This window comes from Acidithiobacillus sp. HP-11 (genome assembly GCF_015100075.1).
Taxonomy (GTDB): Bacteria; Pseudomonadota; Gammaproteobacteria; order Acidithiobacillales; family Acidithiobacillaceae; genus Acidithiobacillus; species Acidithiobacillus thiooxidans.
Genome location: NZ_JACKYY010000001.1, coordinates 56,575 through 83,154, shown reverse-complemented (window position 1 = coordinate 83,154; position 26,580 = coordinate 56,575). Strand labels below are relative to the sequence as shown.

The window sequence follows — 26,580 nt, the reverse complement described above, 5'->3', positions numbered from 1 at the left end:
ATGGATATCATCATCTGGATTATCGCAGGTGCTTTGCTTCCCTGGTTCCCGTTCAGCTGGATTTTTAACCGTTTACTGGTCAGTGCACCGGGTGCCTGGGCGCGCGCTCTGACGGTTATTGTCCTGCCACAACTGGGTCTGCTGTTGCTTCTGAAATCAGGGGCCTGGTATGTGCTCGGCCAGGAAATGCCCACAGCCTTGCGGGCGTTGGCATTATTTACGGCGATTTTTTACGCCTATCGCGCTGCAGGAACCCGTGATGTGCAGATTTGGGCGCGTTTTATGGCCACTTCCGGCTTGTCCCTGACCTGGCTCCTGGTCGGATTGCTGCCGCAACACTGGGATATGCAACTTTTTGTGCTTGCCTGGTCTATCCCTGCTGCCCTGATGCTGATATGGGCGGGCGTTTTGACGAAAAAAACCGGAGCTTCCTATCTGGGTCTGAGCGGCGGTTTTGCCCGGGTTTTGCCCCGTCTTTCCGTGCTGATCTCTCTGACCGCACTTGCCGCTACCGCCACACCCATCTTTCCCAATTTTTTCGCCTTATTACAGGCTATGGAAAGTTTGCCAATCATCTGGATGCCTTTGTTATTGCTGGTCCTGCTCCTTTGGGGGTGGACCGTAGGGCGGCTTTTGCAGGATTTACTTTTCGGTATATACCATGGCGATGCGGTGCATGACTTGAGTGTGGCTGGCACCTGGTTGGGTGGGCTGACTTTGGGGGTATTTGCTTTGGTCGGAATCTTCTGGGGGGGCATATGGATCATCAACTGACTTTAGGTGATCGTCTGAAAGTACGGACGATGATTTATGTGGCCAGCGAGCCCATTCCACGGTTTTGGCCAATGCGCACCTTCATTCACCATAACCCGCTGTTCGGGCTGGAACACCTTCCTTTTGAAGAGGCGGTGGAAGAGGCGGGCCGATTATTTCACGGACGCGGATATCTTTCCCGCAGTGAATATCAGGAATATTGGCAGGCCGGGAAAGTCGATGAAAATGCACTGCGCAAATATCTCCATGTTTTTCTCGAAAAACACGCCGAGACTCTGCCCGGAATTTCCATGGAGCATTGGCTCTGGTCCTTGCTGACGCGTTGCCAGAACGAGCAGATGGTCCCGAGGACGGATTGGCTCGATGGACGAATTCTGCATGCAGTTCTCCATGGACAAGCGCCAGATCAAGACGACGAAACCCAAAAATACCGCCTGCAAGACATCCTCAGCCATAAAATAGCCCTGGACGGGCCAGTTTATGCCAATGTCGATCGTCTGTTCGGGACAGACATTGGCAGTACCCTGGATGATCTGCTGGTAAAAAGCTGCCTGGACTTTTTTGATGAAGGTCAGTCAGCCTGGCAGTCGCCGGGACGCAAGCAGGGATTTTTTGCTGCATGGAAAGAAGTGGCTCAGCATAATGTGCGCTTTTTCCTGCGTGGATTGCATTTGCGCAATCTTCTGGACTCAGAAGCGACGCCTGAAGGCGTAGTGGCGCATATTCTCCGGGATCTGAAAGTTCCCGAAGCATCCTGGCAAAAATATATTACCCGGCAATTGACGCGTTTGCATGGTTGGGCGGGTTTCATCCGCTACCGGAGTACAGCCAAACACTATTACTGGGCAGAGCAGTATCCGGCGGATCTGACGGATTTTCTGGCCGTACGCATGGTTCTGGGTATGGCGTTGCTTCAGGAGGCGGTCAGGCACCATGCTTGTCCGGCCAATGCCGAAGAAATTCAGGATTTTGTCCATGCGGATCCTTTTTCTGCCTATTTGCGTCTGGAGTTGTACACGGGGTCCATTTTACCCGCCTGGGCACAACAGGTAGAAGATGTATTGGCACGGCGCAAACGCTCTGGTTTTGACAAGATGGCGCAGCAGTACATTACTGCCAAGTCGCGTTGGGAAGCGGAACGTCAGGTTAAAAATCTGCAGCGACTGGCTAAAGCCATGGGCGCAGCAGCGGAAGCGGAGCTGTTGGCGATGACGCCTGATCAGCTCGACAGGTTTTTGGAGATTATGCGGGCCTGGGAAAAGCAGGAAGGCTTTACCTGGTTGCGTTCCATGGAGTCTCACTACATCAAGGATCTGGTCAACCGGATCCATATTCCGCAGGCGCCTGCAGCAGCCGAGGAGAAACGGCCTTTTGCCCAGGCATTGCTTTGTATTGATGTGCGTTCGGAACCCATGCGCCGGCACCTGGAAGCGATTGGTGATTATCAGACTTTTGGAATTGGTGGGTTTTTTGGGGTGCCGATCAGCTTCCTGGAGTATGGCCGCGGCACTGAAGTGCACCTTTGTCCGGCGATTCAGACCCCCAAAAATCTGGTGCTGGAAATCCCCGCCGAACTGGAACTGGAAGAAGAACCGCTTTATGGTGCTCTTGAGCATGTGCTTCATGAGCTAAAAAGTTCGGTGTTGTCCCCATTTGTGGCAGTAGAAGCCGTGGGTCTCATTTTCAGTCTGGGCCTGATTGGCAAGACCGTCGCGCCGCTGACTTATCATCATCTCCATCACAAGCTGCATGCTGAAAAGCCGGTAACGCGACTGCTCCTGGACAAGCTCAGTCCGGATCAGGCGGATTCCATTTTGCGGGCTGTGCAGCGGGCGATGATTGTCCGGGCGTTGATCAAAGAATGGAATGTTCCGCGCGATCAGGTGACGGACGACGATGTCAAAGAGTTGCGCGAAATTGCTTTGGAACATATCTCTGGACCCAGTGCACTGGCCCAACGCCGCAATTTGTCTGCTCAGCAGGAGTCTGAATTCATTCAGAAATTGCGTGACATATATCGGGTCGAACGGCATGAAACCAGTTTGCAGATGGAGCGACTGGGCCGCATTGGTTTCAGTCTGGATGAGCAGGTCCGCTACATTTCTCAGGCTCTGCTGCTGATTGGTATGAATCGTAATTTTTCGCGCTTTGTGCTGTTGGTTGGACATCAAAGCGAAACCGAAAACAATCCCTATGAATCGGCTCTGGATTGTGGGGCCTGTGGAGGTGGCAAGGGGCTACCCAATGCCCGGGTATTTGCGGCTATGGCCAACAAACCCGAGGTACGTCGGCGTTTGCGCGACAAGGGAATCATCATCCCTGACGATACCTGGTTTATGCCGGCCGTGCATAACACCACTTCAGACGTGGTGGAACTGCATGATGTGGACTTGTTGCCAGCAAGACATCTGCTCTATCTGGAGCGTTTGCAGAATGGCTTGTCAGCAGCTACCCGTCGTTCTGCTGCCGAACGCATGCCACTGCTCGGAGGAAATGCCAGGTTGGCCCAGGACCCCTACGCAGCGGCGGCCATGGCTCAGCGCCAAACCCACGACTGGTCGCAGGTCCGTCCGGAGTGGGGCTTGACCCGCAATGCCTATGCTATTGTTGGCCGACGGGAATTGACCGAGGGTCTGGATCTGGAAAGCCGGGCTTTTCTCCATTCCTACGATTACCGCCTGGATCCCAAGGGCCGTCTTCTGGAAACCATTCTTTCCAGTCCCATGGTGGTGGGTGAATGGATTAATCTGGAACATTATTTTTCCGTTGTGGATACGGAGCACTATGGTAGTGGCAGTAAGGTATATCACAACGTGGCGGGGCGCTTTGCAGTGATGACCGGCAACCAGAGTGATTTGCGTACAGGGCTGCCTACCCAGACCGTTCTCAAGGATGGCAAGCCTTACCATGAGCCGGTGCGCTTGATTGTGCTGGTCGAAGCGCCGGTCGCTTTTGCCCAGAGATCCGTGGGTAACCTGGTTAAAATCAAGGCGCTGCTGGGTGGGGGTTGGGTCCGGGTCATCATCATGGATCCGGAAGATGATTATCGCGCCTATGTCCTCGAAGATGGTGCCTTTCACTTGCAAGAACGAACTGAAACCCCTGACAGACAGACCCTCCTGGAGGAAATCGCATGAACACACTGAATTTGAGCCCTTTGAAAAAGCTGGAAATCATCATGGAGGGCGCGCACAAGGATTTTGCCACGGATCTTCTCGACAGGGCCGGGGTGAAAGGTTATACCATTGTCGGTAATTTGTCTGGAAAAGGCAGTCACGGCATTTATGAAGGACACGTTATGTTCAATGAAGATGACGTGCTGATCATGATTATAGTGGCTGTTCCCGAAGAGTTGGTGTCTCCTATTCTGGAAGGCTTCGCACCATTTTTTGAGAAACATACCGGGGTTGTGTTTGTTACGGATATCCAGGTCAGTCGGCTGGTGAAATTCAAGAATTAATATCAAGAGGTGATACGGTGAACAGTGATTCAAAAGAACAGTACCTGATTGAGAAAGAGCCGTATTACAAGGAAGTCCACGATGAAATTTCCTTGTATGAAGCTGCTTACGCAGCCCGTCTGCCGATGATGGTCAAGGGCCCGACCGGCTGCGGAAAGTCCCGTTTTGTTGAATATATGGCGTGGCGTCTGAAGCGGCCTCTGATTACTGTGGCTTGCAACGAGGACATGACGGCTTCAGACCTGGTAGGGCGGTTTCTGCTGGACAAGGATGGTACCAAATGGCAGGACGGTCCTCTGACCACCGCTGCGCGTATAGGGGCCATCTGTTACCTGGATGAAATTGTCGAGGCTCGTCAGGATACGACGGTGGTGATTCATCCTCTTACGGATCATCGGCGCACACTTCCCCTGGATAAGAAGGGTGAGCTGATTCAGGCCCATCCTGATTTTCAGCTGGTGATTTCCTTTAATCCCGGTTATCAGTCATCCATGAAAGATTTGAAACAATCCACCAAGCAGCGTTTTGGGGCTTTGGATTTTTCCTATCCGGAACGGACGATTGAAGTGGAAATTGTGGCTCATGAGTCGGGTGTTTCGGAAGATATGGCGGAAAAGCTGGTTTCCATTGCCGAACGTTCGCGCAACCTCAAGGGGCACGGTCTGGATGAAGGCTTGTCCACACGTATGCTCATTTATGCCGGTGCGTTGATACAGAAAGGTGTGGCACCCATTGCGGCCTGCAGCATGGCCCTGGTGCGCCCGATTACGGATGATCCGGATATGCGTGACGCCCTGGATGCGGCCGTCGGTACTTTTTTCTAACCTGAAACGGCGCGGGCCAGAGTTGCTGCAAAGCCTCCAGGCCCGCGACCATTTTGAGGACTGAAAGCTTCATAAAAAGCTGTGGTGAATTGGGCTTCTCCCATTCGCCACGGCTTTTTAGCTTTGAACCCGGCCGAATCTAGCCCTGGTTTCTGTCCTGACGCAACCACTCCGTACTTTTGATCAGCATTCGATGGATGGAAAGTCCCTTATTGTAGGCGTGTACCTCATGCAGGGGTATCCAACGCAAGGCATGGGACTCACTGTTTCCATCCAGGGGGATACGATCATCTATTTCTACCAGAAATCGAATATCCAGATGCTGATGGGCTGGCTCGCTGCCATGCCGGCGAGTCCGGTGAATATCCACATCAAAGATGCTTGATTGCAGCAAGCGGATATCTGTCTCTGCAACCCCGGTTTCTTCGCTGCACTCCTTGAGCGCCACGGCGAGGACATTTTCATCACCATCCGCATGTCCTCCCGGCTGAAACCATTGCTCCAGTTTCCGGTGGAGCATAAACAGCGTGGCGGTACGGGCAGGGTTGAGAATCCAGGTGGAAGCGGTAATGTGCAGGCCGCTGCCTTCCCGGAAAAAGCAATCCGGATCGCTTTGCAAAAGAACGCAACCCCGACGGGCATAAGCCAGCTCTTCCATATAGTGACTACGATACTGGCAGAGCTGGGTTTGCAGGGTTTGCCGATTCATCTGCATCAAGTCCAGGAAGGGTTTTCCACAGCGTGGATGGCGGCGGCTGCGGCTTCATCCACGTCCGCTTCCTTTCCGGCAATGGTCAGGCGTCCGTAGGCACCCACGGCACGCACATCGACCAGCGTGATATTGGCAGCTTTTTCCGCCTGATTGGCGGCATATATGACGTAACCGGCCGGATCAGTTTCCAGAATGAACATGCTTTGCTCCGGAAGAATCATGGAGCCGCGCCGCCCCTGGCGGTTTATGAGTACGGTGTGATCCGGCATCATTCCACGGATGATTTCTTTCCAGGTGATTTTGCAGGCGGTACGATCCTGCTGACTGGCACCCATGCGCTGCAAAACCACTCGACCAGCCTCCCGTACATCACTCTGGTCACGATGATGAACGACCATCGCTCCAAACTCGCGTTCAATGACCTGCTGGGAAAGATGCACGCGAGTAGCTTTCAGGGCAATGTCCGTGAGACGGTGAATCGCCATGGCAGGGGAAACTTCAATCCACAAGGCCGCATCGCCGGGCACAGGAAGAAAGCCCTGGGAGACCGAGGCCATATATGCAGCGAGTTGCGGTTGTAGGGAGTCTATGTAGACGTAAGTGCGAAGTTGAATCATGAGCCATGGTTCGAATATAGTCGAACGATTATAGCGGGATTTACCGCTACGCTCCAGTCCATTTCATGTTGATCAGATGAGGTTGATAGTATTGGGAAAGCATCGCCTGCGGCGCTGGGCTCTGGATATTGTGCTGATGGTGTTGGTCGTGGCCGGAGTATATGTATGGACACAATGGCGCGGCGCAAGTGATGTTGCTACCCCTGCCACATTACCGGTTCTGACCCTGCAAAAGCCGGATGGGCAGTGGGTACAGTATCATCCCGGAGCAAATCAGGTGACCCTGATCAATTTCTGGTCTGCGGATTGCCCTCCCTGTATTGCCGAAATTCCCGCCCTCAACTGGCTCCAGCAATGGTTTGGGGGTGCTGGATTTACGGTGCTGGGTGTAGCTGTTGCCGGAAATACGCCGCAGGCCATCGCGGCGGCGCGCTCCCGTTTTGCTATGGATTATCCCCTTTATGCGGATAAAAACGGAGCTGCCGCCCAGATTCTGGGCGGAGTCACGCTGACGCCCACCTCCTTGCTGATCAACCCCAAGGGGCAGATTGTGGGCCGTTATGTAGGGGCTATTTCCCTACCCGTTGTCGTCTGGCGATTACTTTGGATGTCCCATCATTAGCGATGTATGGCTATTTCCCTGTGGGCGCGTTGCCGGATAGAGGGGTGCCAGGGCTTTCGCCTCCGCTGCTAATGGCTGATCCAGCGGGCAAGCCGGCCTGCGGTGATATTGGGCATACAAGCGCTCCCAATCCCGACGTGTTTCAGCAGGTTTGGCGCAGGCCAGGGCCAGCATCCCAAAACCATCATCGTCCCAGCCGCAATCACTCAGCACAGCTTCCGGCCAGCGTTGCATGTAGGCGTCGCGCATCAGATTTTTACCTAATTCTGCCAGATCCTCAGCAATGCCCCGGGCCAGCGCCCGCTCTTTCCATTCGTCCCATTCAAATAACATTTCCTGTGTGGCAACCATAGAACACTCTCCCGTTGTGCAATTTCATGAATGCACCCTTATTGGATGGGGTGCTTTTGGGTTACGACCCTTTGGGTATAGTTCAGCTTGGGAGTGCTGTCAATAATTATATTCATATGCTTATATGCTAAAATTACGCTTCTCGCTGCTTTTCTGTCCTTGTGCTAGGTTAAGCGCGTATTATCCTGAAGATGGCAGCGGGCCTGCAGGCTTTTTGCTCCAACGTCCCTTGTCTGTTGTTCTAAGGCTCATCCTGCTGTCAGGAGAGAACTCGCCCTTTGGGCTCAAACAGCTCTCCTGACGGGCGCAGGATTTGACCAAGAACAACAACGGCGCGGGCCAAAGTCGCTGCAAAGCCTGCAGGCCCGCTGCCGTCTTTGGGGTTACAGTGGCATCTGGCAACGGAGTGGTACACATGATTCGTAGTATGACGGGGTTTGCCCGCAGTGAAAGGCATGGAGACTGGGGCACGCTGGTCTGGGAGTTGCGTACGGTTAACCACCGTTACCTGGATATCAGTTTACGGTTGCCGGAAGGTTTTTCCGTGTATGAAACGGCGATCCGGGCACGCTTGCAAAAATCCCTGCAGCGCGGAAGAGTTGATGTCTGGCTGCGCTTTCAGGCTGTTGAGGGTGGGGGATTGCGCCTCAATCGTGATCTGGCGGAAGAATTACAGACCATTTACAGTGAATTGCTGCAGTGCTGGAATCTGCGCGAGATGGCTTTGAATCCGCTGGACGCCTTGCGTTGGCCTGGGCTGGTGCAAAGCACCGGCACGGACAGCGCTGTTCTGGAAGAAGAAGTGTTGTCATTGCTGGACAGTACCATTGCAGAATTGCAGGCCACCCGGGAGCGTGAGGGGGCAGCTCTGGCGCAGATGCTATTGAGTCGGGTGGACGCTATTGGCGAACAGACCCGCGCTTTGCGGGCGCATCTTCCGGAACTGGAAGAGGCGGTGCGTAATCGCTTGCAGGCCCGCCTTGCTGACCTGGCCATTCAGGTGGATCCGCAGCGTTGGGAGCAGGAGATTCTGTTTTATCTTCAGCGTCAGGATACGGCAGAAGAGCTGGATCGGCTGGATACGCATCTGCAGGAATTAAGACGGATACTGACCCGCCGGGAAGCGGTTGGACGGCGTCTGGATTTTTTAATGCAGGAGTTGAACCGGGAAGCCAACACCCTGGCCTCCAAGGCTGCAGACAGTCAGGTGACTTTTGCTTCTGTGGAACTGAAGGTGTTGATCGAACAGATGCGCGAGCAGGTGCAGAATGTGGAGTAGAAAATCATGACGAGCAGCGCAGAACGCGGTATCCTATGGATTATTTCGGCACCGAGCGGGGCGGGGAAAACCAGCTTGTCGCGAGCGCTGGTAGAGGCTGTTCCGCAGTTACGCACTTCGGTTTCCTACACCACAAGGCCGGCGCGGCGCGGAGAGGTGGATGGAACAGACTACCATTTCGTGGAAATGGCGCAATTCAGCGAAATGGCGGAGCGGGGCGAGTTTCTGGAATATGCCCGGGTGCATGGTAATGGTTATGGCACCGGTGAGCCCTGGGTCAAAAGTCAGCTGTTTGCCGGTATGGATGTGTTGCTGGAGATAGACTGGCAGGGCGCGCGTCAGGTCCGTGAACGTTTACCCGGACAGGCGGTCAGTATTTTTATTCTGCCGCCTTCACTGGATACCCTGGAAACCCGTTTGCGGGGGCGCGCCCAGGATTCCGATGAAGTCATTGCGCGGCGCGTGGCGGCAGCCCGTGAAGAGTTGCTGCATTATGACGAATTTGATTATCTGGTCGTGAATGACCAGTTTGAAACAGCATTGGCCGATTTGCGCAGCATTGTCCATGCGGAACATCTGCGTTTGGGCAGCCAACAGCATGCCCAGCATCAGCGTCTGAAAGATCTTTTGGGTATGATTTATTAACTATTGAATAAGGTAAGTAAAAATGGCGAGAGTAACTGTTGAGGATTGTCTGGAAAATGTCACCAATCGTTTTGAACTGACCCTGGTGGCGGCGCGTCGTGCCCGCCAACTGGCTTCTGGAGCTATAGCCGGAGTGGAAGTAGGACGGGACAAAAACACCGTGGTGGCCCTTCGCGAAGTGGCGGCAGGCCTGGTAACCCGGTCCATTCTGGACGAGCAGATGCCACCTCCAATGCCCAATTTTCCGGGCGCAGCGGGTCGCGATTTAGCGGGAGCAGAGGATGCCTCCGGCGTCTGAATCGGTAGAGGCGGTTTCCGTCCCCGTATTGCCTTTGGCATCCGGGGTTGGTGAAGTATTGCGGTTACCACCGGTAAAGCCGGCACTGGACGATCCCTGTGCGCCTTTGCGGGCGTTATTACAGCAGTACATGACTCCAGAAGAAGTGGCTCGGGTCCGGGAAGCCTATGAACTGGCACTGGCAGCGCATGGCGAGCAAACCCGTCGCAGTGGCGAGCCCTATATTCATCATCCGGTAGCGGTGGCCTGTATTCTGGCAGAACTACAGCTGGATATATTTACCGTGCAGGCGGCTTTGCTGCATGATGTCATTGAAGATTGTGGTATTAGCAAGGAAGCACTCGGCGAGCGTTTTGGCCCGGAAGTCGCGGAAATGGTCGATGGGGTCAGCAAGCTCGGTCAGGTCCGTTTCGAAACCCGGGAAGAAGCCCAGGCCGAAAATTTCCGCAAAATGTTTCTGGCCATGTCCCGGGATATTCGGGTAGTGCTGATCAAGCTGGCCGATCGTCTGCACAACATGCGGACGATGGGGGTCATGACTCCGGAAAAAAGACGGCGCATTTCTCGTGAAACCCTCGATATTTATGCGCCTATTGCCCAGCGTCTGGGGATTCATGCCATTCGTATCGAGCTCGAAGAGCTGGCTTTTTCCCATCTTTACCCCAAGCGCTGGCATACCCTCAACGAAGCCGTCAAGGCGGCTCGCGGTCATCGCAAAGAGGCCGTCCAGAAAATCGAGCAAGCTTTGCTGGACCGTCTGCATCAAGAGGGTTTTGAAGCACAGGTCAGCGGCCGCGAGAAGCATGTTTACAGCATTTATAGCAAGATGCAAAAAAAAGGGATGGCCTTCAGTTCCATTCTGGATTTGCACGCCTTTCGGGTGATCGTGGCGGATGTGGATACCTGCTATCGTGTATTGGGCATCATTCACAGCTTATATCGGCCGATTCCCGGGCGTTTCAAAGACTATATTGCGATTCCCAAGTCCAACGGCTATCAGTCTCTGCACACGGTGTTGCTGGGACCTTTTGGGCACCCTGTAGAAGTCCAGATTCGTACGGAAGATATGCACCGGGTGGCGGAAGCCGGTGTGGCTGCCCACTGGCTTTACAAAACCGGGATGAATCATGCCCATGCCGAAACCCAGGCCCGGGCCTGGCTGCAGCGTTTGCTGGAGTTGCAGACCCAGGGCGGCGATTCGCAGGAATTCCTCGAAAGTGTCAAGCTCGATCTTTTCCCTGATGAAGTATATGTGTTTACGCCCAAAGGAAAAATTCTCAGCCTGCCGCGTGGTGCCACGGCCGTTGATTTTGCCTATGCCGTTCATACGGATATCGGGAATCAGGCGGTTGCCGCCCGCGTCAATGATATGTATGTGCCCCTGCGCAGTCCTCTGAATAATGGTGACAAGGTGGATATTGTCACTGCCACTTCGGCGCATCCGCAGCCTGGCTGGCTGGACGTGGTCGTTACTGCCAAGGCCCGCAGCAGTGTCAGGGCCTATCTCAAAACCATTCAACGCGAAGACGCAGAAACCCTCGGTCGTAATCTGCTGGAGAAGGCACTGCAGAGTCTGGGTGGAAATTATCAGCAGTTGGCTGCGGCGGATTGGCAGCGCGTTCTGGGCACTTTCAATGTTCAGGAGGAAGGCCAGTTGCTGGCGGCTGTCGGAATGGGTGAATTATTTCCGCTGGTCGTAGCCCATAAATTGTTGCCGGAAGAAGATGACCGGGGACGTTTGGCGCAAACCGCGCGGCGTCTGGGGCAGGCGGTAAGCCAACTGCTGCCCAGCCGTCTGAATCGCGAGGTGGCGGTGAAAAAACCGTTGCTGATTCGCGGCACTGAAGGTTTGCCGGTGACCCTGGCGCGTTGCTGTCGGCCAATCCCGGGCGATCCCATTTTGGGCTTTATCAGCGCAGGCAAAGGGGTGGTTGTGCATACCCACGATTGTCATAACATTCGCGAATGGCGCAAGCGTCGTGATCGTTGGGTGGATGTGCAGTGGGACCCCGATGCTCATGGCGATTTCCCGGTGACTATCCGGGTGGTGGCAGAAAGTGCCCGGGGCGTTCTGGCCCGTATTGCCACCCTCATCTCCGATGAAGATTCCAACATCGACCATGTGGATATTGAGCCTCAGGATGGACTCTATACCGGAATCACCTTTACCATATTGGCCCATGACCGGGATCATCTGGCGAAAATCATGCGCAGTTTGCGGAGTTTGCCCATGGTTTCACGGGTACAGCGGGTCAAGAACTAATCCAAGGAGAAAACATGCCGACACCAGTACACAGTGATGCAGCACCCCAGGCTATTGGCGCCTACAGTCAGGCGATGACCCATAACGGTCTGCTCTACCTGTCGGGACAAATACCCCTGGATCCCGGCACCGGACAGATGGTGGAAGGGGATTTTTCATTGCAGATACGGCGGGTGCTGGACAACCTCAAGGCGGTTTGTGCGGCTGCTGGCACAGATTTGCAACAGGCCATCAAATTGCAGGTTTTTCTTACGGATCTCAGCAATTTTGCAGCAGTGAACCAGGCTTTGGAGGCGGAGTTTGCGCTGCCCTACCCAGCCCGGGCGGTGGTGCAGGTTACGGCACTGCCCCGGGGTGCCCAGGTGGAAATTGACGGTATTGTCGCCTTGGGGAAATCGGACTGATATGGAGCGCGCCGAACTTCTGGCCCAGCCGATGCGGGTTTTGCTGCAGGAACATCCGGTGCTGGTATCATTGCTGGAAGAGAGGGGAATTCATTGCGGTGAATGCTTTATTGCTGATCGCGAAACCCTGGCCGGGGTGGCGCGGATGCATGGGGTAGATCTTAACGAAATCCTGAACGAGTGGGCCCATCGCGAGGCTCTGCCGCACAGCGACTGAGCAGGTGCCTGCCTCCTCCGCTCCTCTCTACCTGCAAAGTTCGGTTTCGGCGCTGCGGGGCGTTGGTCCGGCCCTGGTTCAGCGCCTGCAGCGCATGGATATCTGGCGGGTCCAGGATGTGCTTTTCCATCTGCCCAGCCGCTACCAGGACCGGCGCCATCTTTTGCCCATCGGGACACTGTTGCCTGAACAGGAAGCTGCGGTGCTGGGCGAGATTACCCAGGTGGAACACTTGCGTGGGCGTCGCGATCAGTGGCTGGTCACCCTCAGTGACGGTACCGGACAACTGTACATCCGCCTTTTTCACATGCTCGCGCCGATGCGTGCCCAATGGCAGAAAGGCAGGCGCTTATGGTGTTTCGGGGAAACCCGTGCGGGTTACCAGGGTCTGGAAATGGTGCATCCTGAGTGGCAGATGGCCGACCAGCCACACTTTCAGGCGCCTACCCACCTGACCCCTTTTTATCCCAGTACCCAGGGCATTACCCAGGCACAATGGCGGCGCTGGGTTGCCCAGGCACTGACCCTGGTGGATCAGCTCCCCGATTATCTGGCGAAATATTTAGGTCCGGCGTGGCCACCCCTGGGTGAGGGCCTGCGGCTTTTGCACGAAAGTGCAGAAGAAGTGCCGACGCCTGCGCATCCCGCCTGGCAGCGTCTGGCCTTGGAAGAACTGCTCGCCAATCATCTGGCTATTCGCTCTGCCCGTACGGCTGGTGATGAAACGGGTGCTCCGGTAATTAAAGCCAGTGGGAGTCTCTGGGCGGCGTTTCTGAAACAACTGCCTTTTGCACCGACTGCCGCACAGCAGCGGGTTATTGCGGAAATTAACCAGAATATGGCCCAGACCCGGCCCATGCGGCGTTTGTTGCAAGGCGATGTGGGCTCCGGCAAAACGCTGGTAGCCGCAGCGGCAGCATTGACGGCCGTGGAGCAAAATTACCAGGTAGCCCTGATGGCGCCGACGGAAATCCTTGCCGAACAGTTGCATGACCGCTTTGTGGAATGGTTGACGCCCCTCGGTATTCAGGTGGGTTTTCTGGTGGGCGGGCTTGGTCAGAAAGCCCGACGCGAAGTCCTGGAGGGTTTGGACAATCAACGCATCCAGATTGTCGTGGGAACCCAGGCACTTTTTCAGGATGAAGTAAAATTTGCCGGACTCGGTCTGGTGATTATTGATGAACAACATCGCTTTGGCGTGGATCAGCGCCGACAGCTGCTGGAAAAGGGGACCATTCCTCATCTCCTGGTGATGACGGCGACGCCTATCCCCCGGACTCTGGCGATGACGGTGCATGCGGACCTGGATTTGTCGATTATTGACGCACTGCCGCCGGGACGCAGTCCCGTAGAAACCCTGGTTGTTGCCGATACCCGGCGGGCAGAGTTGATGACCCGCATGCAGCACCGACTGGCTGAAGGAGATCAGATTTACTGGGTTTGTCCACTCATTGAAGAATCCGAGATTCTGGCGCTGCAGGCAGCAGAAACCAGTTATGCCGATTTGCAGGCAGCCTTGCCGGAAGTGGCCATCGCTCTGGTCCATGGACGCCTGCCTGCCGCCGAAAAGGCTCGGGTCATGGCAGATTTCAAGGCCGGGAAAACCCGGATTCTGGTGGCGACTACGGTCATTGAGGTCGGTGTGGACGTGCCCAATGCCAGTCTGATGGTGATTGAGCATGCGGAACGGATGGGCCTCGCGCAACTCCATCAGTTGCGCGGCAGGGTAGGGCGTGGTCAACGGCAAAGTAGTTGCATACTCCTTTATCATCCGCCTTTGGGGGGAAAAGCCCGGGCGCGCCTGCAGGTCATGCGTGACAGTCGCGATGGCTTTGTGATTGCCCGCAAAGACCTGGAATTACGCGGCCCTGGCGAGTATCTGGGCACGCGGCAAACCGGATTGCTGCAGATGCGGGTGGCAGACATGATGCGTGATGAAGCGCTGCTGGCCGAATTGCCACGTCTCGCCACACAATTGCTGCAAGAAAATCCAGAAGCCGTGCAGGCGCTGATTCAGCGCTGGTTGGGTAATCGTCTGGATTACAGCCAGGTGGGTTGAGTGAAAACATGCCGATTATCATGGACTTTGATGATCTGTCTCGGGTATATTATGAAAGCATTAAAATGAAAAAACCAAGGAAGCAGGTGCATGGGTAATTTAAGAAAATGGTGGTGGCTGCTGGGGTTAATGGTTCTGTGGGGTCTGGACGGGTGTGCTCCCCATATTTCTGCGCCGCCCGTGCATTCTGTGGCCTATTATGCGGCGCAAATCAAGGCGCCAGTCATTACTCCTGTGGCTCCGGTGGTATCGCCGACAGTTTCTGCGCTGGCGCAGCAGCAACCCGTGCGGATAGTCGTCTCAACCACTGCGCATCTGCTGCGGATTTATCGGGGAGATACGCTCCTGGCTACTTACCCTGTGGCCATTGGCTTTAACGGTTCGGCACCGCGTCGTACCCGTGGTGATGATGTCACGCCGGTTGGTCATTATCATATTGGCTGGATTCTCCATGGCACCCAGTATGGCCCTTTCATGGGACTCACCTATCCCAACAAGGAAAATGCCGAGTGGGGATTGCAGGAGGGTATTATTACCCATAGCCAGTATCGCGCGATTGTGGACGCCATTGATGCCGGTCAGACTCCACCTCAAAATACTCCGTTGGGCGGCGAAATAGGCATTCATGGGATGGGTCCGCAGTTTTCTGATGATCCGGAAAGCAAGGTGTTTCCAGGTCGCTGGACGGCGGGCTGCGTAGCCTTGTCCAACTGGAATGCGCAACAAATTGCGGCGCTGGTACAGGTCGGCACCCCGGTGGAAATTGTGGGTGAGGTGAAGGGTTATCGACGTAATTATGACCCGAAAGCAGAATTGGCATGGTCACAGTATCAGCACCGCAAGAGGGGCAGTGTTGATAAATCCCACAGCACGGCCAAGCACTTAAGCTCCGTTAAATACGCCCGGAATCCGGGTGCAAAAAAGTCTTCCGCTTCTTCCCCTGAAACAGGTATGGACGTGCTTCTGGCCAGGCTGGGAAAAAATCAGTAACGCACGGTAGCCTAAGGAACTCTAGTGTGCGAGCTTCTGGCTGAGTTGTTGGGCGGCTTCCATACAATCACCCAGGGCGACACCGTCACTCCAGTTGGCGCGGAAATACAATCCAGGAATCTGCCGGGTTATTTTGGCGATGCGTTCCAGGCGAGCCAGGTGGCCCAGTTCATATTGGGGTATGGCTTCCGGCCAGTTTTGACAGCGACTGAAGCTGGGTTCTCCTGCTATGCCCAAAATGGGTCGGATTTCGTGTAAAACGGTCTGGAGAAGGTCGCTGTCACAGCGACCCCGCAGAGGATTCTGGCTGCCGCCAATGAATGCCGTCATCAGAACCTGCTCTGGAGCTGCGCGATCTGGAAACAGCGTGGAGGAGAACAGGACGCCCAGGGTTTCCAGACCCATTGTACGGGGAATCAGCATGCCGAAACCATCCAGGGGATGCGCAACGCTGCTGCGCGGGAATCCCAGAGAAAGCGTAGTGACTGCTGGATAGCTGATGGCTTTCAGTTCTGCCGCCAGGGTTGGCTGCAGCGTTGCCAGCAGAGCCGCTGCTTTATGGGCAGGCAGGGACAGAATGATTTTTTCACTCCGCCAGCTTTGCTGTTGACTGAATACTTCCCAGGTTCCATCCTCGTGTTGTTGCAGTAGATCTACCGGCGTGTTGCACTGCAGGGGTCCCTCCAGCCGTTCCGCCATGCGCAGGGGCAAGGCCTGCAGGCCATTGTGGAAAGAAACCAGACGTGGCTTGGTGGGGTTCTTACGGCCAGCAAGTGCGGCCCTGAATAGCGAACCATGTTCCTGTTCCATTTTGACCAGGCGCGGAAAAGTGGCGGCAACTGCCAGTCGTTCCGGATCCCCGGCAAATACTCCCGAAACAAAAGGATCAACCAGCCAGGTAAGTACTTCAGGACCCAGGCGGCGGCGTACAAATCCGGCGATGCTTTCTTCCGCTGAGGACTTGCCGCGCCCGCGAAAAGCTTCGCCGAGGAGGCACAGGCGACCCTGCAGAGAGAGTAACTTTCCGCTGAATAGTACTCCCGGTCCGAGTGGGACCAGTTGGCGTTTGCGATTGAGTATGTAGCGCCTTTTGGCCAGAGGGTTGGCTTCGACGATTTCCTGTTGCAGTTGGAGTGAATCCATCAGTGCCGGAACCACCTGACCTTTAAGCATCAGTGAATTGGGTCCGGCATCCCGCAGAAAACCATTTTCTTTGATGCTCAGAAGATTTCCCCCGACTTGGGGGGCTGCTTCCAGCAGGCGGGACTGCACGCCCTGTTGCTGCAAAAAATAGGCACTGGCGAGACCGGAAAGGCCGCCACCAATAATGATGATTTTATCCAAGAGATTTATTCCTTGCCCAGATAGTAAGGGCTTTGCAAATACCAGCTTTGAAAATGCCGTAATAATGCCACTAATACGGCAGTGACGGGGAGGGCGAGCAAGAGCCCGATAAAACCGAACAACTCTCCCCCGGCCATCACGGCAAATATCACGGCCACAGGATGTAGGCCGATGCGGTCTCCTACCAGATATGGGGTAAATACCATGCTTTCCAGAATCTGTCCGATGAAAAATACCAATAATACCCAGGCAACCGAAAGCAGCGAACCGGTTTGCACATACATGGCGAGGCTGGCCATGAGGACGCCGCTGATGACACCCAGATAAGGGACAAAACTCAGGATGCCAGCTATCAGACCAATGAGAATGGCGGTTTTAAGGCCGATAATGCTGAGACCAATGGCATAACAGCAACCCAGGGCGAGCATGACCAGCAGTTGGCCACGCAGAAAGGCCATCAGCATGGTGTCGGCATCCCGGCTCAAAAGACGTATCAAGGGTGCATGCTTTTGCGGAATCCACTGATCAATCCGGACCAGCAAACGCGGCCAGTCCCGTAATAAATAAAAACCCAGAACCGGCACCAGAATGATGCTTAATGCGCCGGTCAATAATCCTGACCCGGAGCTCAAGGCAACTTGTAAGCCATGTCCCAGCCAGGCGGCCAGCTTCTGGGCATTGCTGGTGGCATAGTGGGAAACAGCGCCGCTATCCAGTTGAATACCCGTTGCTGCGGCAATTTGCGGGATCAAACGGCTTTGCAGTAATCCTCCATATTTTTGCAGGTACTCCACAAAAAGCAGGGATTGATGCTTGATGACCGGTAACAGGGCCATGATGCTACCCGCAACAATCAGCAGGACAATCACAAACACCAATGTGGTGCCCCAACTGCGGCCAATATGATGACGCTGGAGATAAGTCACCAGAGGGTTACCCAGATAGGCGAGAATGGCTGCCAGTAAAAATGGGGTAAGAACGGGAGACAGACGAATTGTCAACCACCCCAGCAAAATCAAAATGGCCAGGAAAAAAAAGCGTTGCATGAATTGACGTATGCTCCGTGTGGATCAAGCTGCGAATTAGCAGAGTATATCAGTATATCAGTCGTGTAGGGTTCGGCTATGGGCGTTCTTGTCGATGCCGAGAATATCCATGAAGGTGGAAAGTACGCGGGATCTTTGCAGACTTTTGGGGACGGCAATATAGCTTCTCCAGACCGGGCTGGGGGCGGCTATGCGGATACCGTGAAGTCCCCAATCCAGGCGTTTTTCAAAAACCGTTCGGGTGATGAAGCCTACCCCGAGTCCGGCTTGAACCATGGCGCCCACCGATTCCACATCAGCTACTTCCACGAAGCGTTGTGGCTGAATATCTCTGGCGTTAAAAACGCCTTCCATGATTTTGCGCACACCCGAGGAAGGTTCCCGCCAGATGATCGGATAAACCTGAAAATCCTGAATGGGAACTTCCGCGTGAATGGCGAGGGGATGGTCATGGGGCACGATGGCGATGATTTCATCCGCACACCAGGGCAGTTTTTCGTAGTAGGCGGGGAGGTTGGGAATATCCATATCCCCCTCAAAAAAAAGAATGTCAATTTCGGAAAGCTGAATATCCTGCCAGTAGGTCACGCCACTTTTGATGTGCAAATTGATATCTGGATGATTGCTCTGAAATTTTTGCAGGTAGGCCGGGAGGAGGTGGTTGGCGATCAGGCTGGTCGAGGCAATGCGCAAATCGCCACTTTGCAGGGATTGGCGGCGGATGACCTGACGTTCTATGTCGCTGATTTTGTCACGGAGCTGGCGGATGTCGGGCAACAGAGCTTGACCTGCATCTGTCAGGCGAATGCTGCCTCCCTCCCGGATATAGAGGGGCTCGCCGACTTCTTCCGAGATTTTATGCAGGCGTTCAGAGATCGCGGGTTGTCCGCGATGCAGGCGGGAGGCGACTTCACTGACGCTGCCGGTTTCGGCGAGCAGTAAGAGGGTCAGCCATTGTTCTGCGCTAATATTCATCAATTAATCCGAATCAATATTCAACTAAATCGATTTGTTTGAATTTCAAGGATAGCGTACCGTCAAAATAAAATCATTTCCAAGAGTTGGTAATGCCGGAAAATATCCCAATTGCACCTGAAGTATTGACCCATGTAATCGAAAGAGAAGTAGGCGGATGGCAGGGCAAGCTGCGCCATAACCCTTTATTTCACCTGTTGCTGGCCTTTTTTGTTGGCATCATCGCCGGGTTGGGAGCGGTGGCGTTTCGGCGTCTCATCGGCCTGATGCACAACCTGTTTTTCTTTGGTCAGTGGTCCTTTTCTTTTAATGCGCTGAAACATTCGGATGCCAGCATCTGGGGCGCCGGAATCATTTTGGCCCCCGTTATCGGTGGTCTGATTGTGGTCTGGCTGGTGCGCAACTTTGCGCCCGAGGCCAAAGGTCATGGCGTGCCCGAGGTGATGGATGCCATTTACTACAAGCGCGGGGTGATTCGCCCTGCCGTAGTATTGATCAAGGCGCTGGCTTCGGCCATTACCATTGGGAGTGGCGGCTCAGTGGGCCGGGAAGGGCCCATTATCCAGATGGGCGCAGCCTTTGGGTCCAGTCTGTCGCAATGGTTGCGCTTGCATGAGTGGCAGCGTCTGGGCTTGATTGCTGCCGGTGCCGGTGCCGGAATTGCGGCCACTTTCAATACGCCGGTTGGCGGCATTCTGTTTGCGGTGGAATTGATGCTGGTGGAAGTCAGTGCCCGTACACTGGTGCCTGTCATGATTGCCACTGGAACGGCCACCTTTGTGTCCCGCCTGTTTCTGGGAAATCATCCTTCTTTTGTGATTCCTGCCAGCATTATTGCCAGTACAGCCCATGAAACGGCTGCCGATTATGTAGCGTATGTGGTTTTTGGGTTGCTGGTAGGGGGCGTGGGTTTGCTGTTCACCAATACCCTTTACTGGACTGAAGACTTGCTGGAAAAATGGTTAAAAAATGCCTATCTGCGCACAATTTTGGGAATGGCTGCGGTGGGTCTGACCATGTATATGATCCAACGCTGCACCGGACATTATTATGTGGAGGGCGTGGGTTATGCCACGGTCCAGAATGTTCTGGAAAGTACCCTGCTGAATCCCGGTTTTCTGCTGCTGCTGTTGGTATTGAAGGTGTTTTCCTTTGCGGTCACTTTGGGTTCGGGAGGATCCGGCGGGGTTTTTTCTCCTTCCCTGTTCGTGGGAGCCGTGCTGGGGGGCGCTTTCGCAGCCCTGGTGAGTCAGTGGATTCCGGACTATCAGATGGGTATGGCGGTGGGCGCGGCACTGGGTATGGCAGGGATGGTCGGGGCATCTACCGGGGCCGCCGTCACTGGCGCCGTCATGATTTTTGAGATGACCAATGACTACCACATCATTATCCCGTTGATTGTGGTATCGGGCTTGGCTTTTGGTGTGCGCAGACTGTTTACCCGCGAGAGCATCTATACGCGCAAGCTGATCCGGCGGGGACATTTTATTCCTGAAGCCCGGCACAGCAATCTTTATCTGATGCGTCCTGCGGCGCAACTCATCGAAACGCCTATGGTACGCCTGCGCGGAGACCGGACATTGGAGGATTTGCAAAAAATACTCCTGCATCGTCGTGAGCTACCCCATGTGCTGATTATTGAAGGGACCATGCCTTTGGCGGTCATTCCTGCGCATCGGGTGGCAGAAATTCTGCGTCGGGAAATCCGCCATGTGCCCTTGAGTGATCTGGCCAGTACCGACTGGGTAGCGGTGCGTGATGACAGTCAGCTTTATGATCTGGTCGCCCGTCTGCGCGCCTGTGCCTGCGAGACGGCGCTGCTCTGCAAAAAGGATCCCCCCGAACATCATGAGGATGTGGTGGCTGTGGTGACCGTGGAAGATATTCTCAGTTATGCCTCTCTGCCTCAGGTCCTGCTGCGACCGGAGCGCGGTCCGCAATGAGTCGGGATACCGTACGATGAAACAGGCATGGACAAGCCTGCGCCGCACTCTCCATGATCGGCTTTCCCCGGTGGGTGAAGGGCCCGGCTTGATCCTTCTTGGTGCCTTTGTGGGCTTGTTAGCCGGTGGTGGTGCTTTGCTTTTCCATTATCTGGTAGCGCTGCTCCACAACCTGTTTTTTCAGGGAAGCTGGAGTTTTTATTACAATGAGCATTTGCCATCCACACCGTCGCTTTGGGGGCCGTGGGTGATTCTGGTGCCGGTATTGGGTGCCTTTCTGGTTACCATTCTGGTGCAACGGGTCACCACGGAAGTTGAAGGTGCAGGCGTCAGCCAGGTTATGGAGTCGGTGCATACGGATGGCGGACGCATACGCCCCATTATTGCCGTTTTGCGGCCACTGGCGACAGCGCTGACTCTGGGTTCGGGAGGCTCTGCGGGGCGCGAGGGACCCGCCATGCAGTTTGGTGCGGCGATGGGCGCATTAATGGGCCATGTGCTGCCCATGTCCGACAGTCGCCGTATTCATCTGGTGGGTTGCGGAGTCGGTGCGGGCATCGCAGCGGTTTTTAATGCCCCTCTGGGTGGCTGGTTTTTTGCCATGGAAGTCATTGTGCCCGACTGGCGCCCCTGGACGGTGTTATCCACGCTGGTAGCAACGGTTTCCGCGACCTGGATTACGGAAACCGGTCTGGGCAATTTTCATATTCTCGCCTATGTGCCCACACCGACACTTTCCGGGAGCCTGATGCTTCCGGCTTTTGCGCTGCTGGGCATTGTGGCGGGTTTGATGAGCTTTTTGTTCATACAGTTGCTGACCTGGACAGGGCAGACCAGCAAACACTACTTGCCCAATCCTTATTTGCGACACATGAGCGCCATGTTGCTGGTGGGGTTGCTCCTGTATGGAATGTTCTGGTTTACCGGCCATTATTACCTGATTGGTGGCAGTTATTTTGCTATTTCGGAAATTTTGACCGGTCACTTACATCTGCTCGGCTTTCTGATTTTACTGTTGATTCTGAAAGGCGTTACCACCAGTCTGACCATTGGTACGGGCGGTTCTGGCGGGATTTTTTCGCCTTCCCTGTTTATGGGGGCGGCCATGGGTGCAGGCGTTGGTTATCTGGCAGAGGGCTTGCTGGGTTGGCATGGCAGTATTCCACTATTTGCCATGTGCGGAATGGCGGGGATGGTTGGGGCAAGTACCGGAGCCCTGATCAGTGCGCCGGTCATGGTGGTGGAATTGACGAATAATTATCATATTCTGCTCCCGGCCATGGTCACCTCACTGACGGCTTTTGCATTGCGCCGGGTGTTTCTGGAGCAAAGTATTTATACCTACCCGCTCTTCAAAAAGGGTCTGGATATTCCGGAAAATCATTATGTTGTCCAGGAAAAAATCCACCCGGATAAATCGTCCGATAAATAGCCAGCAAGGAGCCGTACATGAAAAACCCTGAAGCCGCACTCAATCAAAAGGAACGCCGAGCCGTATTTTCCCTGGCCGGAATATTTGGCCTACGATTGTTGGGACTCTTTCTGGTTCTCCCGGTGTTTTCTGTTTATGCCCATGGTTTACGAGGTGCCATGAACCATCCGGTGTTAATAGGTATTGCTCTGGGAGCCTATGGACTGACCCAGGCCTTTTTTCAGATTCCCTTCGGCAAACTTTCTGACAAATGGGGACGCAAGCCGGTCATTGCCATAGGGCTGCTGATTTTTGCCATTGGCAGCGCCATCGCTGCTACGGCGACCAGTATTGAATGGTTGTTGATTGGCCGTATTGTGCAAGGGGCTGGCGCAGTGGCGGCCGCCATTATTGCCCTGACCGCCGACCTGGTTCGGGAAGAACGCTGGACCAAGGCTATGGCGATTATCGGCATTACCATTGGCATCAGTTTCAGTATTTCCCTGATTCTTTCTGCACCGCTTGCAGGCTGGATTGGGGTGAGTGGCATATTCTGGCTCACTGCGGTCTTGTCCCTTGCCGCCATTGGCGTTCTTTACCTGGTGATTCCGGCGGTTCCCACCCGCTTTCATCGCGATGCGGAAATGAGCCCGGCCATGTTGGGCGAGGTGTTGCGCGATCCCAGTTTGTTGCGTCTGGATTTTGGCATTTTTTCCCTGCATACCGGACTCACGGCCATATTCGTGGTGCTGCCGCTGGTGCTGATTGATCCCCGGCATCCCCTGCTCAGCCTGAATGATCAATGGATGCTGTATTTGCCGGTCATGCTGTTCTCTTTTGTAGCCATGCTGCCGATGATTATCGTGGGCGAAGCCAAACGGAAGCTCAAGGAAGTATTCATCATCGCCATTGCGATCTTACTGGTTTCGGTCATTTTGATGGCGCTGTCAGCTCATAATATCTGGCTGATTGCCGTAGCGCTTTTCCTGTTTTTCATGGGCTTCAATGTGCTTGAAGCCAGCCTGCCTTCGTTGGTCGCCAAATTCTGTCATCCCGGTGCCAAAGGTACGGCAACGGGTGTCTACACCACGTCCGAATTTCTGGGTGCTTTTTGTGGAGGCTTGCTGGGTGGTTTGCTGTATATTCCGGGGGCGCGTAATTACAGCGATATTTTCTGGGCGGTAGCCATTATTTATGCCATCTGGCTGGTGGTTGCCCTGACCATGCAAAGGCCCCGTTACCTGGCGACCCGGGTGTTTACCTTGACGGAATCTGCCGAGCGTCAGAGTAATCTGGAGACCCGTTTGCTGGCGCTTCCGGGTATTGCTGAGGTAGCGGTATTCAAGGATGAAGGCGCGGTCTACTGCAAGGTGGACAGCAAAGTGTATGACGAGCAGGCAGTGATGGGCGTGCTGGCGGATACCTGAGCCGGATCCGACAGTTTTTTATAGTCAGAAACGGCCCTTGGCGGGGAGGTTTTTGCTCTAACATCCCTTTTGGGCTTATGAAATTGTTTTAGCTGTTTTCAGGACGAGGCACTTTTTATCAACAGCGCATTGATAGCCTGCAAATCCGCCATATTGATTTGTCCGGAGGCCGCCTTGAGCTGCACACGGGCAATCACCTGGTTGTAGAAAGCGACGTTGTAGTCCTGCTCGGCCCGCACGTAGTCGGTGGCGGTGTGCAGCAGGTCGATGATGGAGCGGGTGCCCACTTCATAACCCTTGCGCGTTCCTTCCAGGGATAGTTTGGCAGAGTCTACGGTTTCTTTGGCGGCCTTGAGCTGCGCCACACTGTTTTTCAGATTGAGAAAGGCGGTTTGGGTGTTCAGGGTGACTTCATCGCGCACATTGGCAACATGATCGACACTGGCTATGGTTTGCGCCTGGGCTTTTTGCACGGAGGCGGAAATATTGCCGCCTTCATACAGGGGGACCGACAAGTTCAGGCTGACGCCGGCCTGATTCATGACCAGCCCCGGAAAGGGATTCCCGAGGGCATGCTGGGCTACGCCCTGCAGGTTGACCACCGGCCAGCGCGCGCGCTGATGGTATTGGACTTCCTGCTGGGCGGTATGGAGCTGGGCCTGGGCCTGATGCATCAGCGGCTGATCCTGAACAGCACTGTGCACCCAGCTCTGCATATCATCAGGCTGCGGACCCAGAGCCTGATAATGGCCCAGAGGCTCCAGCACGCCGATGGGATGATGGGTCAAGCGCTGTAACTGTTTCTCGGCGATCGCCACCCCGTTGCTGGCTTTGATGAGATCGGCTTCGGCGGCATCAACCCGGGCTTGGGCTTCACGCACGGCGATAATGTCTCCCGTGCCAATTTTCAGGGTGGCTTGGGTTTGCCGGTAAATGCTCTCCAACAGCGATTTCTGCTTTTGCGCCACCCGTTCCTGGGCCTGGGCTTCCAGTACCCCGAAATAGGCCGTGGCGACCTGCAGGGCGAGCTGCTGTTCGGTGTAGGTCAGGCCGGCAGCGCTGGCCTGTATGCGCGAGTCTGCCTGTTTCAGCGCCGTCCAGGCCTGGCCGTTGAATACGGATTGGGTGATATTGACGCTGTAGCTGTCGGACAAATAGGCGCGATTAATATCGATATTGCCAAAGCCGGTAATGTCGGCGGTATTGAAGCCCACCGCTGCACCAACCCCCACATGGGGCAGCAAGGCTGAACGCGCCAGGGGCTTGTCCTGCATTTGTGCGGCCAGTTCGGCGCGGGCCTGGGCCAGTACCGGGTCGGTATGGTAGGCCTGCTGGTAGGCGTCAATCAGGTTTTCTGCCCAGGCAGGGCTTGTACTCAGAAAACAGGTCACCACAAGGGAGGACCAGAAAATGCGACTAAGGCCCATTATTATGCCCTTATTAAGATAAGTGGGTGCCAAAATAGCGGATCTGCATATTTCCGTCAAACCATTATCCGGCGCAATAACACAACATGGGCGTTGCTTATTGCGCCGGTCAGTCAGCCTGCCAAAACCAGTCTGCGAATAAGATAAAAGGGCTCGACCGGCCCCACCGGCCCGGCAGCCTCATGATGTGCCACTGTAACCCGCAGCCCGGCGTACAAGGTCACAGCGCCCTCAAGTCCCTGAAATGCTTCTTTGCTCCAGTGTCTGGTCGATAAGTTCATGCTAAGGCTCCTGTTTGGATGGCAAATAATTATTCAAGCCCGGTCAGAGCATCGAAAATCGGTTCGGCGTCACCAATCATTTTAGTTGCCATGGCAAAGCGTACAATGCGTACCGTCTCCAGAACCTTATCCTTGGGAATGCCCTGCAGAGCAATCTTGTCAGACATTGCCCGGACACAAGCCGGGCTGCTGCCCGCCAGTGCAGCTGCAAGGTAGACCAGAACGCGCGTCTGTTCATCAAGAGCGCCCTCCTGAGGCATGGCATACATGCGTGTGCGCATGTGCTCCTGAATCAGGCTTTCATCCACCACCGTGGATTTCTCGATAGCAGCCGGCACACGGCCCATGCCGGCACGCATTTTGGCCAATAATTCGTGGGCAGTGGGGGTCGTTGTGTTACTCATGATGCACTCTCCTTTTGACAAGTCGTTAAAACGTATGGGTCCTGTATAGGAAGACGGACCAGCCCTGAAAAGGATGCACATTTGTTACTGATAAAGACGGAACGATGATTCGAGGCATGGCTCAAGGCAGTGCCGCGACCTTGGCCCAGCCGGTTCAGGACGGCTTTTTGTGAGGGAGATGACAACAGACCTGACCCGAATCTGCATCAAACCGTACTTCACAGACGGTCATTAAAGCCGCACGCAGGCGCAACCGGGCACGCAATAACCGGGATTTGGCGGCAGCTAAACTGAGCCCATGGGATAGGGCATAGGCTTTTTGGGTCATCCCCTGCAATTCACAACAGGTGAGGATATCGCGGTCAGCCGTTTCGAGAAGGGTGAATACATGTGGCAAACAGTCGGCCAGCGAATCCACGGCAGGAACTTCTGCAACCGGTTCTGCAAGTTCTTCTGGAAGATCAACATAGTCGCGCTGACTGCGGAAGTTGTCCGTCAGCACATGGCGGGCTACGGTGAATAACCAGGCCCGGGGCTCGCGCAATTCACAAAACCTGCGACCTTCATGCAGCGCTTTAAGAAACACCAACTGCAGCAGGTCGGCAGACAAATCATCATCTCCCAGACGATGCCGTAGAAAACCGAATATTTCTGCCTGGTGCATTTTCCAGGCATGGGTGACGCAGGTTTCCAATGGTTTCAGGGCATGATTCATGGCCGCTATCATAAGCGTCTGAGCGCGTGCCTCACAAGAAAACTATAAACTGATTGAAACTCGGTTTTCAGATGAATTACATTTTTAAGTGA

General features: G+C 54.7%; 26 protein-coding genes. 16 read left to right on the top strand and 10 right to left on the bottom strand.

Going from position 1 to position 26,580, the window contains the following annotated elements:
* Genes H7F08_RS00390 through H7F08_RS00375 form a run of 4 tightly spaced genes read left to right on the top strand, consistent with a single transcriptional unit; the run spans position 1 to position 5,058 of the window.
* Entirely contained in the window at positions 1 to 774 is a 774-nt protein-coding gene (locus tag H7F08_RS00390; RefSeq protein ID WP_010637893.1) for a hypothetical protein, read from the top strand.
* Positions 759 to 3,911 carry a DUF2309 domain-containing protein gene (locus H7F08_RS00385; protein ID WP_193639649.1) on the top strand — a complete coding sequence of 1,051 codons (3,153 nt, stop codon included), beginning with the start codon at positions 759 to 761 and terminating at the stop codon, positions 3,909 to 3,911. Before H7F08_RS00390 ends, H7F08_RS00385 begins: the two co-directional genes overlap by 16 nt.
* Positions 3,908 to 4,234, top strand: coding sequence for a P-II family nitrogen regulator (locus H7F08_RS00380; protein ID WP_010637896.1), 327 nt, complete (start codon positions 3,908 to 3,910; stop codon positions 4,232 to 4,234). Before H7F08_RS00385 ends, H7F08_RS00380 begins: the two co-directional genes overlap by 4 nt.
* 17 nt (positions 4,235 to 4,251) lie before the next feature.
* A complete protein-coding gene (locus H7F08_RS00375; protein WP_010637898.1) occupies positions 4,252 to 5,058 on the top strand; it encodes a CbbQ/NirQ/NorQ/GpvN family protein in 807 nt (268 codons plus the stop codon).
* Positions 5,059 to 5,197: 139 nt separating this feature from the next.
* Here H7F08_RS00375 and H7F08_RS00370 read toward each other — a convergent pair whose 3' ends face one another.
* Both H7F08_RS00370 and H7F08_RS00365 read right to left on the bottom strand, forming a co-directional pair.
* Positions 5,198 to 5,767 (bottom strand): NUDIX hydrolase, encoded by a 570-nt coding sequence (locus tag H7F08_RS00370; protein WP_024893628.1) that lies wholly within the window; start codon positions 5,765 to 5,767, stop codon positions 5,198 to 5,200.
* Between the two features lie 5 nt (positions 5,768 to 5,772).
* A complete protein-coding gene (locus tag H7F08_RS00365; protein WP_024893627.1) occupies positions 5,773 to 6,387 on the bottom strand; it encodes a BMC domain-containing protein in 615 nt (204 codons plus the stop codon).
* 76 nt (positions 6,388 to 6,463) lie between these two features.
* Between H7F08_RS00365 and H7F08_RS00360 the strand changes: the two genes are divergently transcribed.
* Positions 6,464 to 7,009, top strand: a complete 546-nt coding sequence (locus tag H7F08_RS00360) for a TlpA disulfide reductase family protein (protein WP_226986194.1) — start codon at positions 6,464 to 6,466, stop codon at positions 7,007 to 7,009.
* Here H7F08_RS00360 and H7F08_RS00355 read toward each other — a convergent pair.
* Positions 6,986 to 7,360 carry a hypothetical protein gene (locus H7F08_RS00355; RefSeq protein ID WP_010637906.1) on the bottom strand — a complete coding sequence of 125 codons (375 nt, stop codon included), beginning with the start codon at positions 7,358 to 7,360 and terminating at the stop codon, positions 6,986 to 6,988. The genes H7F08_RS00360 and H7F08_RS00355 overlap by 24 nt on opposite strands.
* Before the next feature lie 415 nt (positions 7,361 to 7,775).
* On the opposite strand from H7F08_RS00355, the gene H7F08_RS00350 reads away from it, so the two are divergent.
* The 8 genes from H7F08_RS00350 to H7F08_RS00315 all read left to right on the top strand — a co-directional run bounded on the left by H7F08_RS00350 (position 7,776) and on the right by H7F08_RS00315 (position 15,515).
* On the top strand, positions 7,776 to 8,639 hold the full coding sequence (locus H7F08_RS00350; protein ID WP_031570150.1) for a YicC/YloC family endoribonuclease: 864 nt from the start codon (positions 7,776 to 7,778) through the stop codon (positions 8,637 to 8,639).
* 6 nt (positions 8,640 to 8,645) lie between these two features.
* Positions 8,646 to 9,284: a guanylate kinase gene (gmk, locus tag H7F08_RS00345; RefSeq protein ID WP_193639648.1), complete on the top strand. Its 639-nt coding sequence runs from the start codon at positions 8,646 to 8,648 to the stop codon at positions 9,282 to 9,284.
* Between the two features lie 22 nt (positions 9,285 to 9,306).
* Positions 9,307 to 9,582 carry a DNA-directed RNA polymerase subunit omega gene (gene rpoZ / locus H7F08_RS00340; protein WP_010637920.1) on the top strand — a complete coding sequence of 92 codons (276 nt, stop codon included), beginning with the start codon at positions 9,307 to 9,309 and terminating at the stop codon, positions 9,580 to 9,582.
* Positions 9,566 to 11,845 carry a RelA/SpoT family protein gene (locus tag H7F08_RS00335; protein WP_010637921.1) on the top strand — a complete coding sequence of 760 codons (2,280 nt, stop codon included), beginning with the start codon at positions 9,566 to 9,568 and terminating at the stop codon, positions 11,843 to 11,845. Before rpoZ ends, H7F08_RS00335 begins: the two co-directional genes overlap by 17 nt.
* 14 nt (positions 11,846 to 11,859) lie before the next feature.
* Positions 11,860 to 12,249, top strand: coding sequence for a Rid family detoxifying hydrolase (locus H7F08_RS00330; RefSeq protein WP_010637923.1), 390 nt, complete (start codon positions 11,860 to 11,862; stop codon positions 12,247 to 12,249).
* A 1-nt stretch (position 12,250) separates the two neighbouring features.
* Positions 12,251 to 12,466, top strand: coding sequence for a DUF1858 domain-containing protein (locus H7F08_RS00325; RefSeq protein ID WP_010637925.1), 216 nt, complete (start codon positions 12,251 to 12,253; stop codon positions 12,464 to 12,466).
* Positions 12,467 to 12,470: 4 nt separating this feature from the next.
* Positions 12,471 to 14,525, top strand: a complete 2,055-nt coding sequence (gene recG / locus H7F08_RS00320) for an ATP-dependent DNA helicase RecG (RefSeq protein ID WP_193639647.1) — start codon at positions 12,471 to 12,473, stop codon at positions 14,523 to 14,525.
* Between the two features lie 90 nt (positions 14,526 to 14,615).
* On the top strand, positions 14,616 to 15,515 hold the full coding sequence (locus tag H7F08_RS00315; RefSeq protein WP_193639646.1) for a L,D-transpeptidase family protein: 900 nt from the start codon (positions 14,616 to 14,618) through the stop codon (positions 15,513 to 15,515).
* A 21-nt stretch (positions 15,516 to 15,536) separates the two neighbouring features.
* On the opposite strand, the gene hemG is transcribed toward H7F08_RS00315, so the two are convergent.
* Genes hemG through H7F08_RS00300 form a run of 3 tightly spaced genes read right to left on the bottom strand, consistent with a single transcriptional unit; the run spans position 15,537 to position 18,880 of the window.
* Positions 15,537 to 16,859 carry a protoporphyrinogen oxidase gene (gene hemG, locus H7F08_RS00310; RefSeq protein ID WP_193639645.1) on the bottom strand — a complete coding sequence of 441 codons (1,323 nt, stop codon included), beginning with the start codon at positions 16,857 to 16,859 and terminating at the stop codon, positions 15,537 to 15,539.
* Positions 16,860 to 16,864: 5 nt separating this feature from the next.
* On the bottom strand, positions 16,865 to 17,905 hold the full coding sequence (locus H7F08_RS00305) for an AI-2E family transporter (protein WP_193639644.1): 1,041 nt from the start codon (positions 17,903 to 17,905) through the stop codon (positions 16,865 to 16,867).
* 57 nt (positions 17,906 to 17,962) lie between these two features.
* Positions 17,963 to 18,880, bottom strand: coding sequence for a LysR family transcriptional regulator (locus H7F08_RS00300; RefSeq protein WP_010637935.1), 918 nt, complete (start codon positions 18,878 to 18,880; stop codon positions 17,963 to 17,965).
* Positions 18,881 to 18,972: 92 nt separating this feature from the next.
* Here H7F08_RS00300 and H7F08_RS00295 point away from each other — a divergent pair, with 92 nt between their 5' ends.
* The 3 genes from H7F08_RS00295 to H7F08_RS00285 are packed head-to-tail and all read left to right on the top strand — an operon-like array spanning position 18,973 to position 23,661.
* Entirely contained in the window at positions 18,973 to 20,823 is a 1,851-nt protein-coding gene (locus H7F08_RS00295; protein WP_193639643.1) for a chloride channel protein, read from the top strand.
* Positions 20,824 to 20,839: 16 nt separating this feature from the next.
* Entirely contained in the window at positions 20,840 to 22,255 is a 1,416-nt protein-coding gene (locus tag H7F08_RS00290; RefSeq protein ID WP_193639642.1) for a chloride channel protein, read from the top strand.
* A gap of 17 nt (positions 22,256 to 22,272) precedes the next feature.
* The gene (locus H7F08_RS00285; RefSeq protein ID WP_193639641.1) at positions 22,273 to 23,661 is read left to right on the top strand and encodes an MFS transporter; all 1,389 of its coding nucleotides are present in this window, start codon (positions 22,273 to 22,275) and stop codon (positions 23,659 to 23,661) included.
* Between the two features lie 98 nt (positions 23,662 to 23,759).
* On the opposite strand, the gene H7F08_RS00280 is transcribed toward H7F08_RS00285, so the two are convergent.
* The 4 genes from H7F08_RS00280 to H7F08_RS00265 all read right to left on the bottom strand — a co-directional run bounded on the left by H7F08_RS00280 (position 23,760) and on the right by H7F08_RS00265 (position 26,488).
* Positions 23,760 to 25,088 carry a TolC family outer membrane protein gene (locus H7F08_RS00280; protein WP_193639640.1) on the bottom strand — a complete coding sequence of 443 codons (1,329 nt, stop codon included), beginning with the start codon at positions 25,086 to 25,088 and terminating at the stop codon, positions 23,760 to 23,762.
* A gap of 113 nt (positions 25,089 to 25,201) precedes the next feature.
* Positions 25,202 to 25,369: a hypothetical protein gene (locus H7F08_RS00275; RefSeq protein WP_153940763.1), complete on the bottom strand. Its 168-nt coding sequence runs from the start codon at positions 25,367 to 25,369 to the stop codon at positions 25,202 to 25,204.
* Between the two features lie 29 nt (positions 25,370 to 25,398).
* A complete protein-coding gene (locus H7F08_RS00270; protein ID WP_193639639.1) occupies positions 25,399 to 25,773 on the bottom strand; it encodes a carboxymuconolactone decarboxylase family protein in 375 nt (124 codons plus the stop codon).
* 154 nt (positions 25,774 to 25,927) lie between these two features.
* Positions 25,928 to 26,488: a sigma-70 family RNA polymerase sigma factor gene (locus H7F08_RS00265; protein WP_031570097.1), complete on the bottom strand. Its 561-nt coding sequence runs from the start codon at positions 26,486 to 26,488 to the stop codon at positions 25,928 to 25,930.
* Between the last annotated feature and the right edge of the window lie 92 nt (positions 26,489 to 26,580).

Coding starts and splice junctions, on each gene's coding strand:
- H7F08_RS00390 (WP_010637893.1), top strand. CDS start 1: ATGGATATCATCATCTGGATTATCGCAGGTGCTTTGCTTCCCTGGTTC.
- H7F08_RS00385 (WP_193639649.1), top strand. CDS start 759: ATGGATCATCAACTGACTTTAGGTGATCGTCTGAAAGTACGGACGATG.
- H7F08_RS00380 (WP_010637896.1), top strand. CDS start 3,908: ATGAACACACTGAATTTGAGCCCTTTGAAAAAGCTGGAAATCATCATG.
- H7F08_RS00370 (WP_024893628.1), bottom strand. CDS start 5,767: ATGAATCGGCAAACCCTGCAAACCCAGCTCTGCCAGTATCGTAGTCAC.
- H7F08_RS00365 (WP_024893627.1), bottom strand. CDS start 6,387: ATGATTCAACTTCGCACTTACGTCTACATAGACTCCCTACAACCGCAA.
- H7F08_RS00360 (WP_226986194.1), top strand. CDS start 6,464: ATGAGGTTGATAGTATTGGGAAAGCATCGCCTGCGGCGCTGGGCTCTG.
- H7F08_RS00355 (WP_010637906.1), bottom strand. CDS start 7,360: ATGGTTGCCACACAGGAAATGTTATTTGAATGGGACGAATGGAAAGAG.
- H7F08_RS00350 (WP_031570150.1), top strand. CDS start 7,776: ATGATTCGTAGTATGACGGGGTTTGCCCGCAGTGAAAGGCATGGAGAC.
- gmk (WP_193639648.1), top strand. CDS start 8,646: ATGACGAGCAGCGCAGAACGCGGTATCCTATGGATTATTTCGGCACCG.
- rpoZ (WP_010637920.1), top strand. CDS start 9,307: ATGGCGAGAGTAACTGTTGAGGATTGTCTGGAAAATGTCACCAATCGT.
- H7F08_RS00335 (WP_010637921.1), top strand. CDS start 9,566: ATGCCTCCGGCGTCTGAATCGGTAGAGGCGGTTTCCGTCCCCGTATTG.
- H7F08_RS00330 (WP_010637923.1), top strand. CDS start 11,860: ATGCCGACACCAGTACACAGTGATGCAGCACCCCAGGCTATTGGCGCC.
- H7F08_RS00325 (WP_010637925.1), top strand. CDS start 12,251: ATGGAGCGCGCCGAACTTCTGGCCCAGCCGATGCGGGTTTTGCTGCAG.
- H7F08_RS00315 (WP_193639646.1), top strand. CDS start 14,616: ATGGGTAATTTAAGAAAATGGTGGTGGCTGCTGGGGTTAATGGTTCTG.
- H7F08_RS00305 (WP_193639644.1), bottom strand. CDS start 17,905: ATGCAACGCTTTTTTTTCCTGGCCATTTTGATTTTGCTGGGGTGGTTG.
- H7F08_RS00300 (WP_010637935.1), bottom strand. CDS start 18,880: ATGAATATTAGCGCAGAACAATGGCTGACCCTCTTACTGCTCGCCGAA.
- H7F08_RS00295 (WP_193639643.1), top strand. CDS start 18,973: ATGCCGGAAAATATCCCAATTGCACCTGAAGTATTGACCCATGTAATC.
- H7F08_RS00290 (WP_193639642.1), top strand. CDS start 20,840: ATGAAACAGGCATGGACAAGCCTGCGCCGCACTCTCCATGATCGGCTT.
- H7F08_RS00285 (WP_193639641.1), top strand. CDS start 22,273: ATGAAAAACCCTGAAGCCGCACTCAATCAAAAGGAACGCCGAGCCGTA.
- H7F08_RS00280 (WP_193639640.1), bottom strand. CDS start 25,088: ATGGGCCTTAGTCGCATTTTCTGGTCCTCCCTTGTGGTGACCTGTTTT.
- H7F08_RS00275 (WP_153940763.1), bottom strand. CDS start 25,369: ATGAACTTATCGACCAGACACTGGAGCAAAGAAGCATTTCAGGGACTT.
- H7F08_RS00270 (WP_193639639.1), bottom strand. CDS start 25,773: ATGAGTAACACAACGACCCCCACTGCCCACGAATTATTGGCCAAAATG.
- H7F08_RS00265 (WP_031570097.1), bottom strand. CDS start 26,488: ATGAATCATGCCCTGAAACCATTGGAAACCTGCGTCACCCATGCCTGG.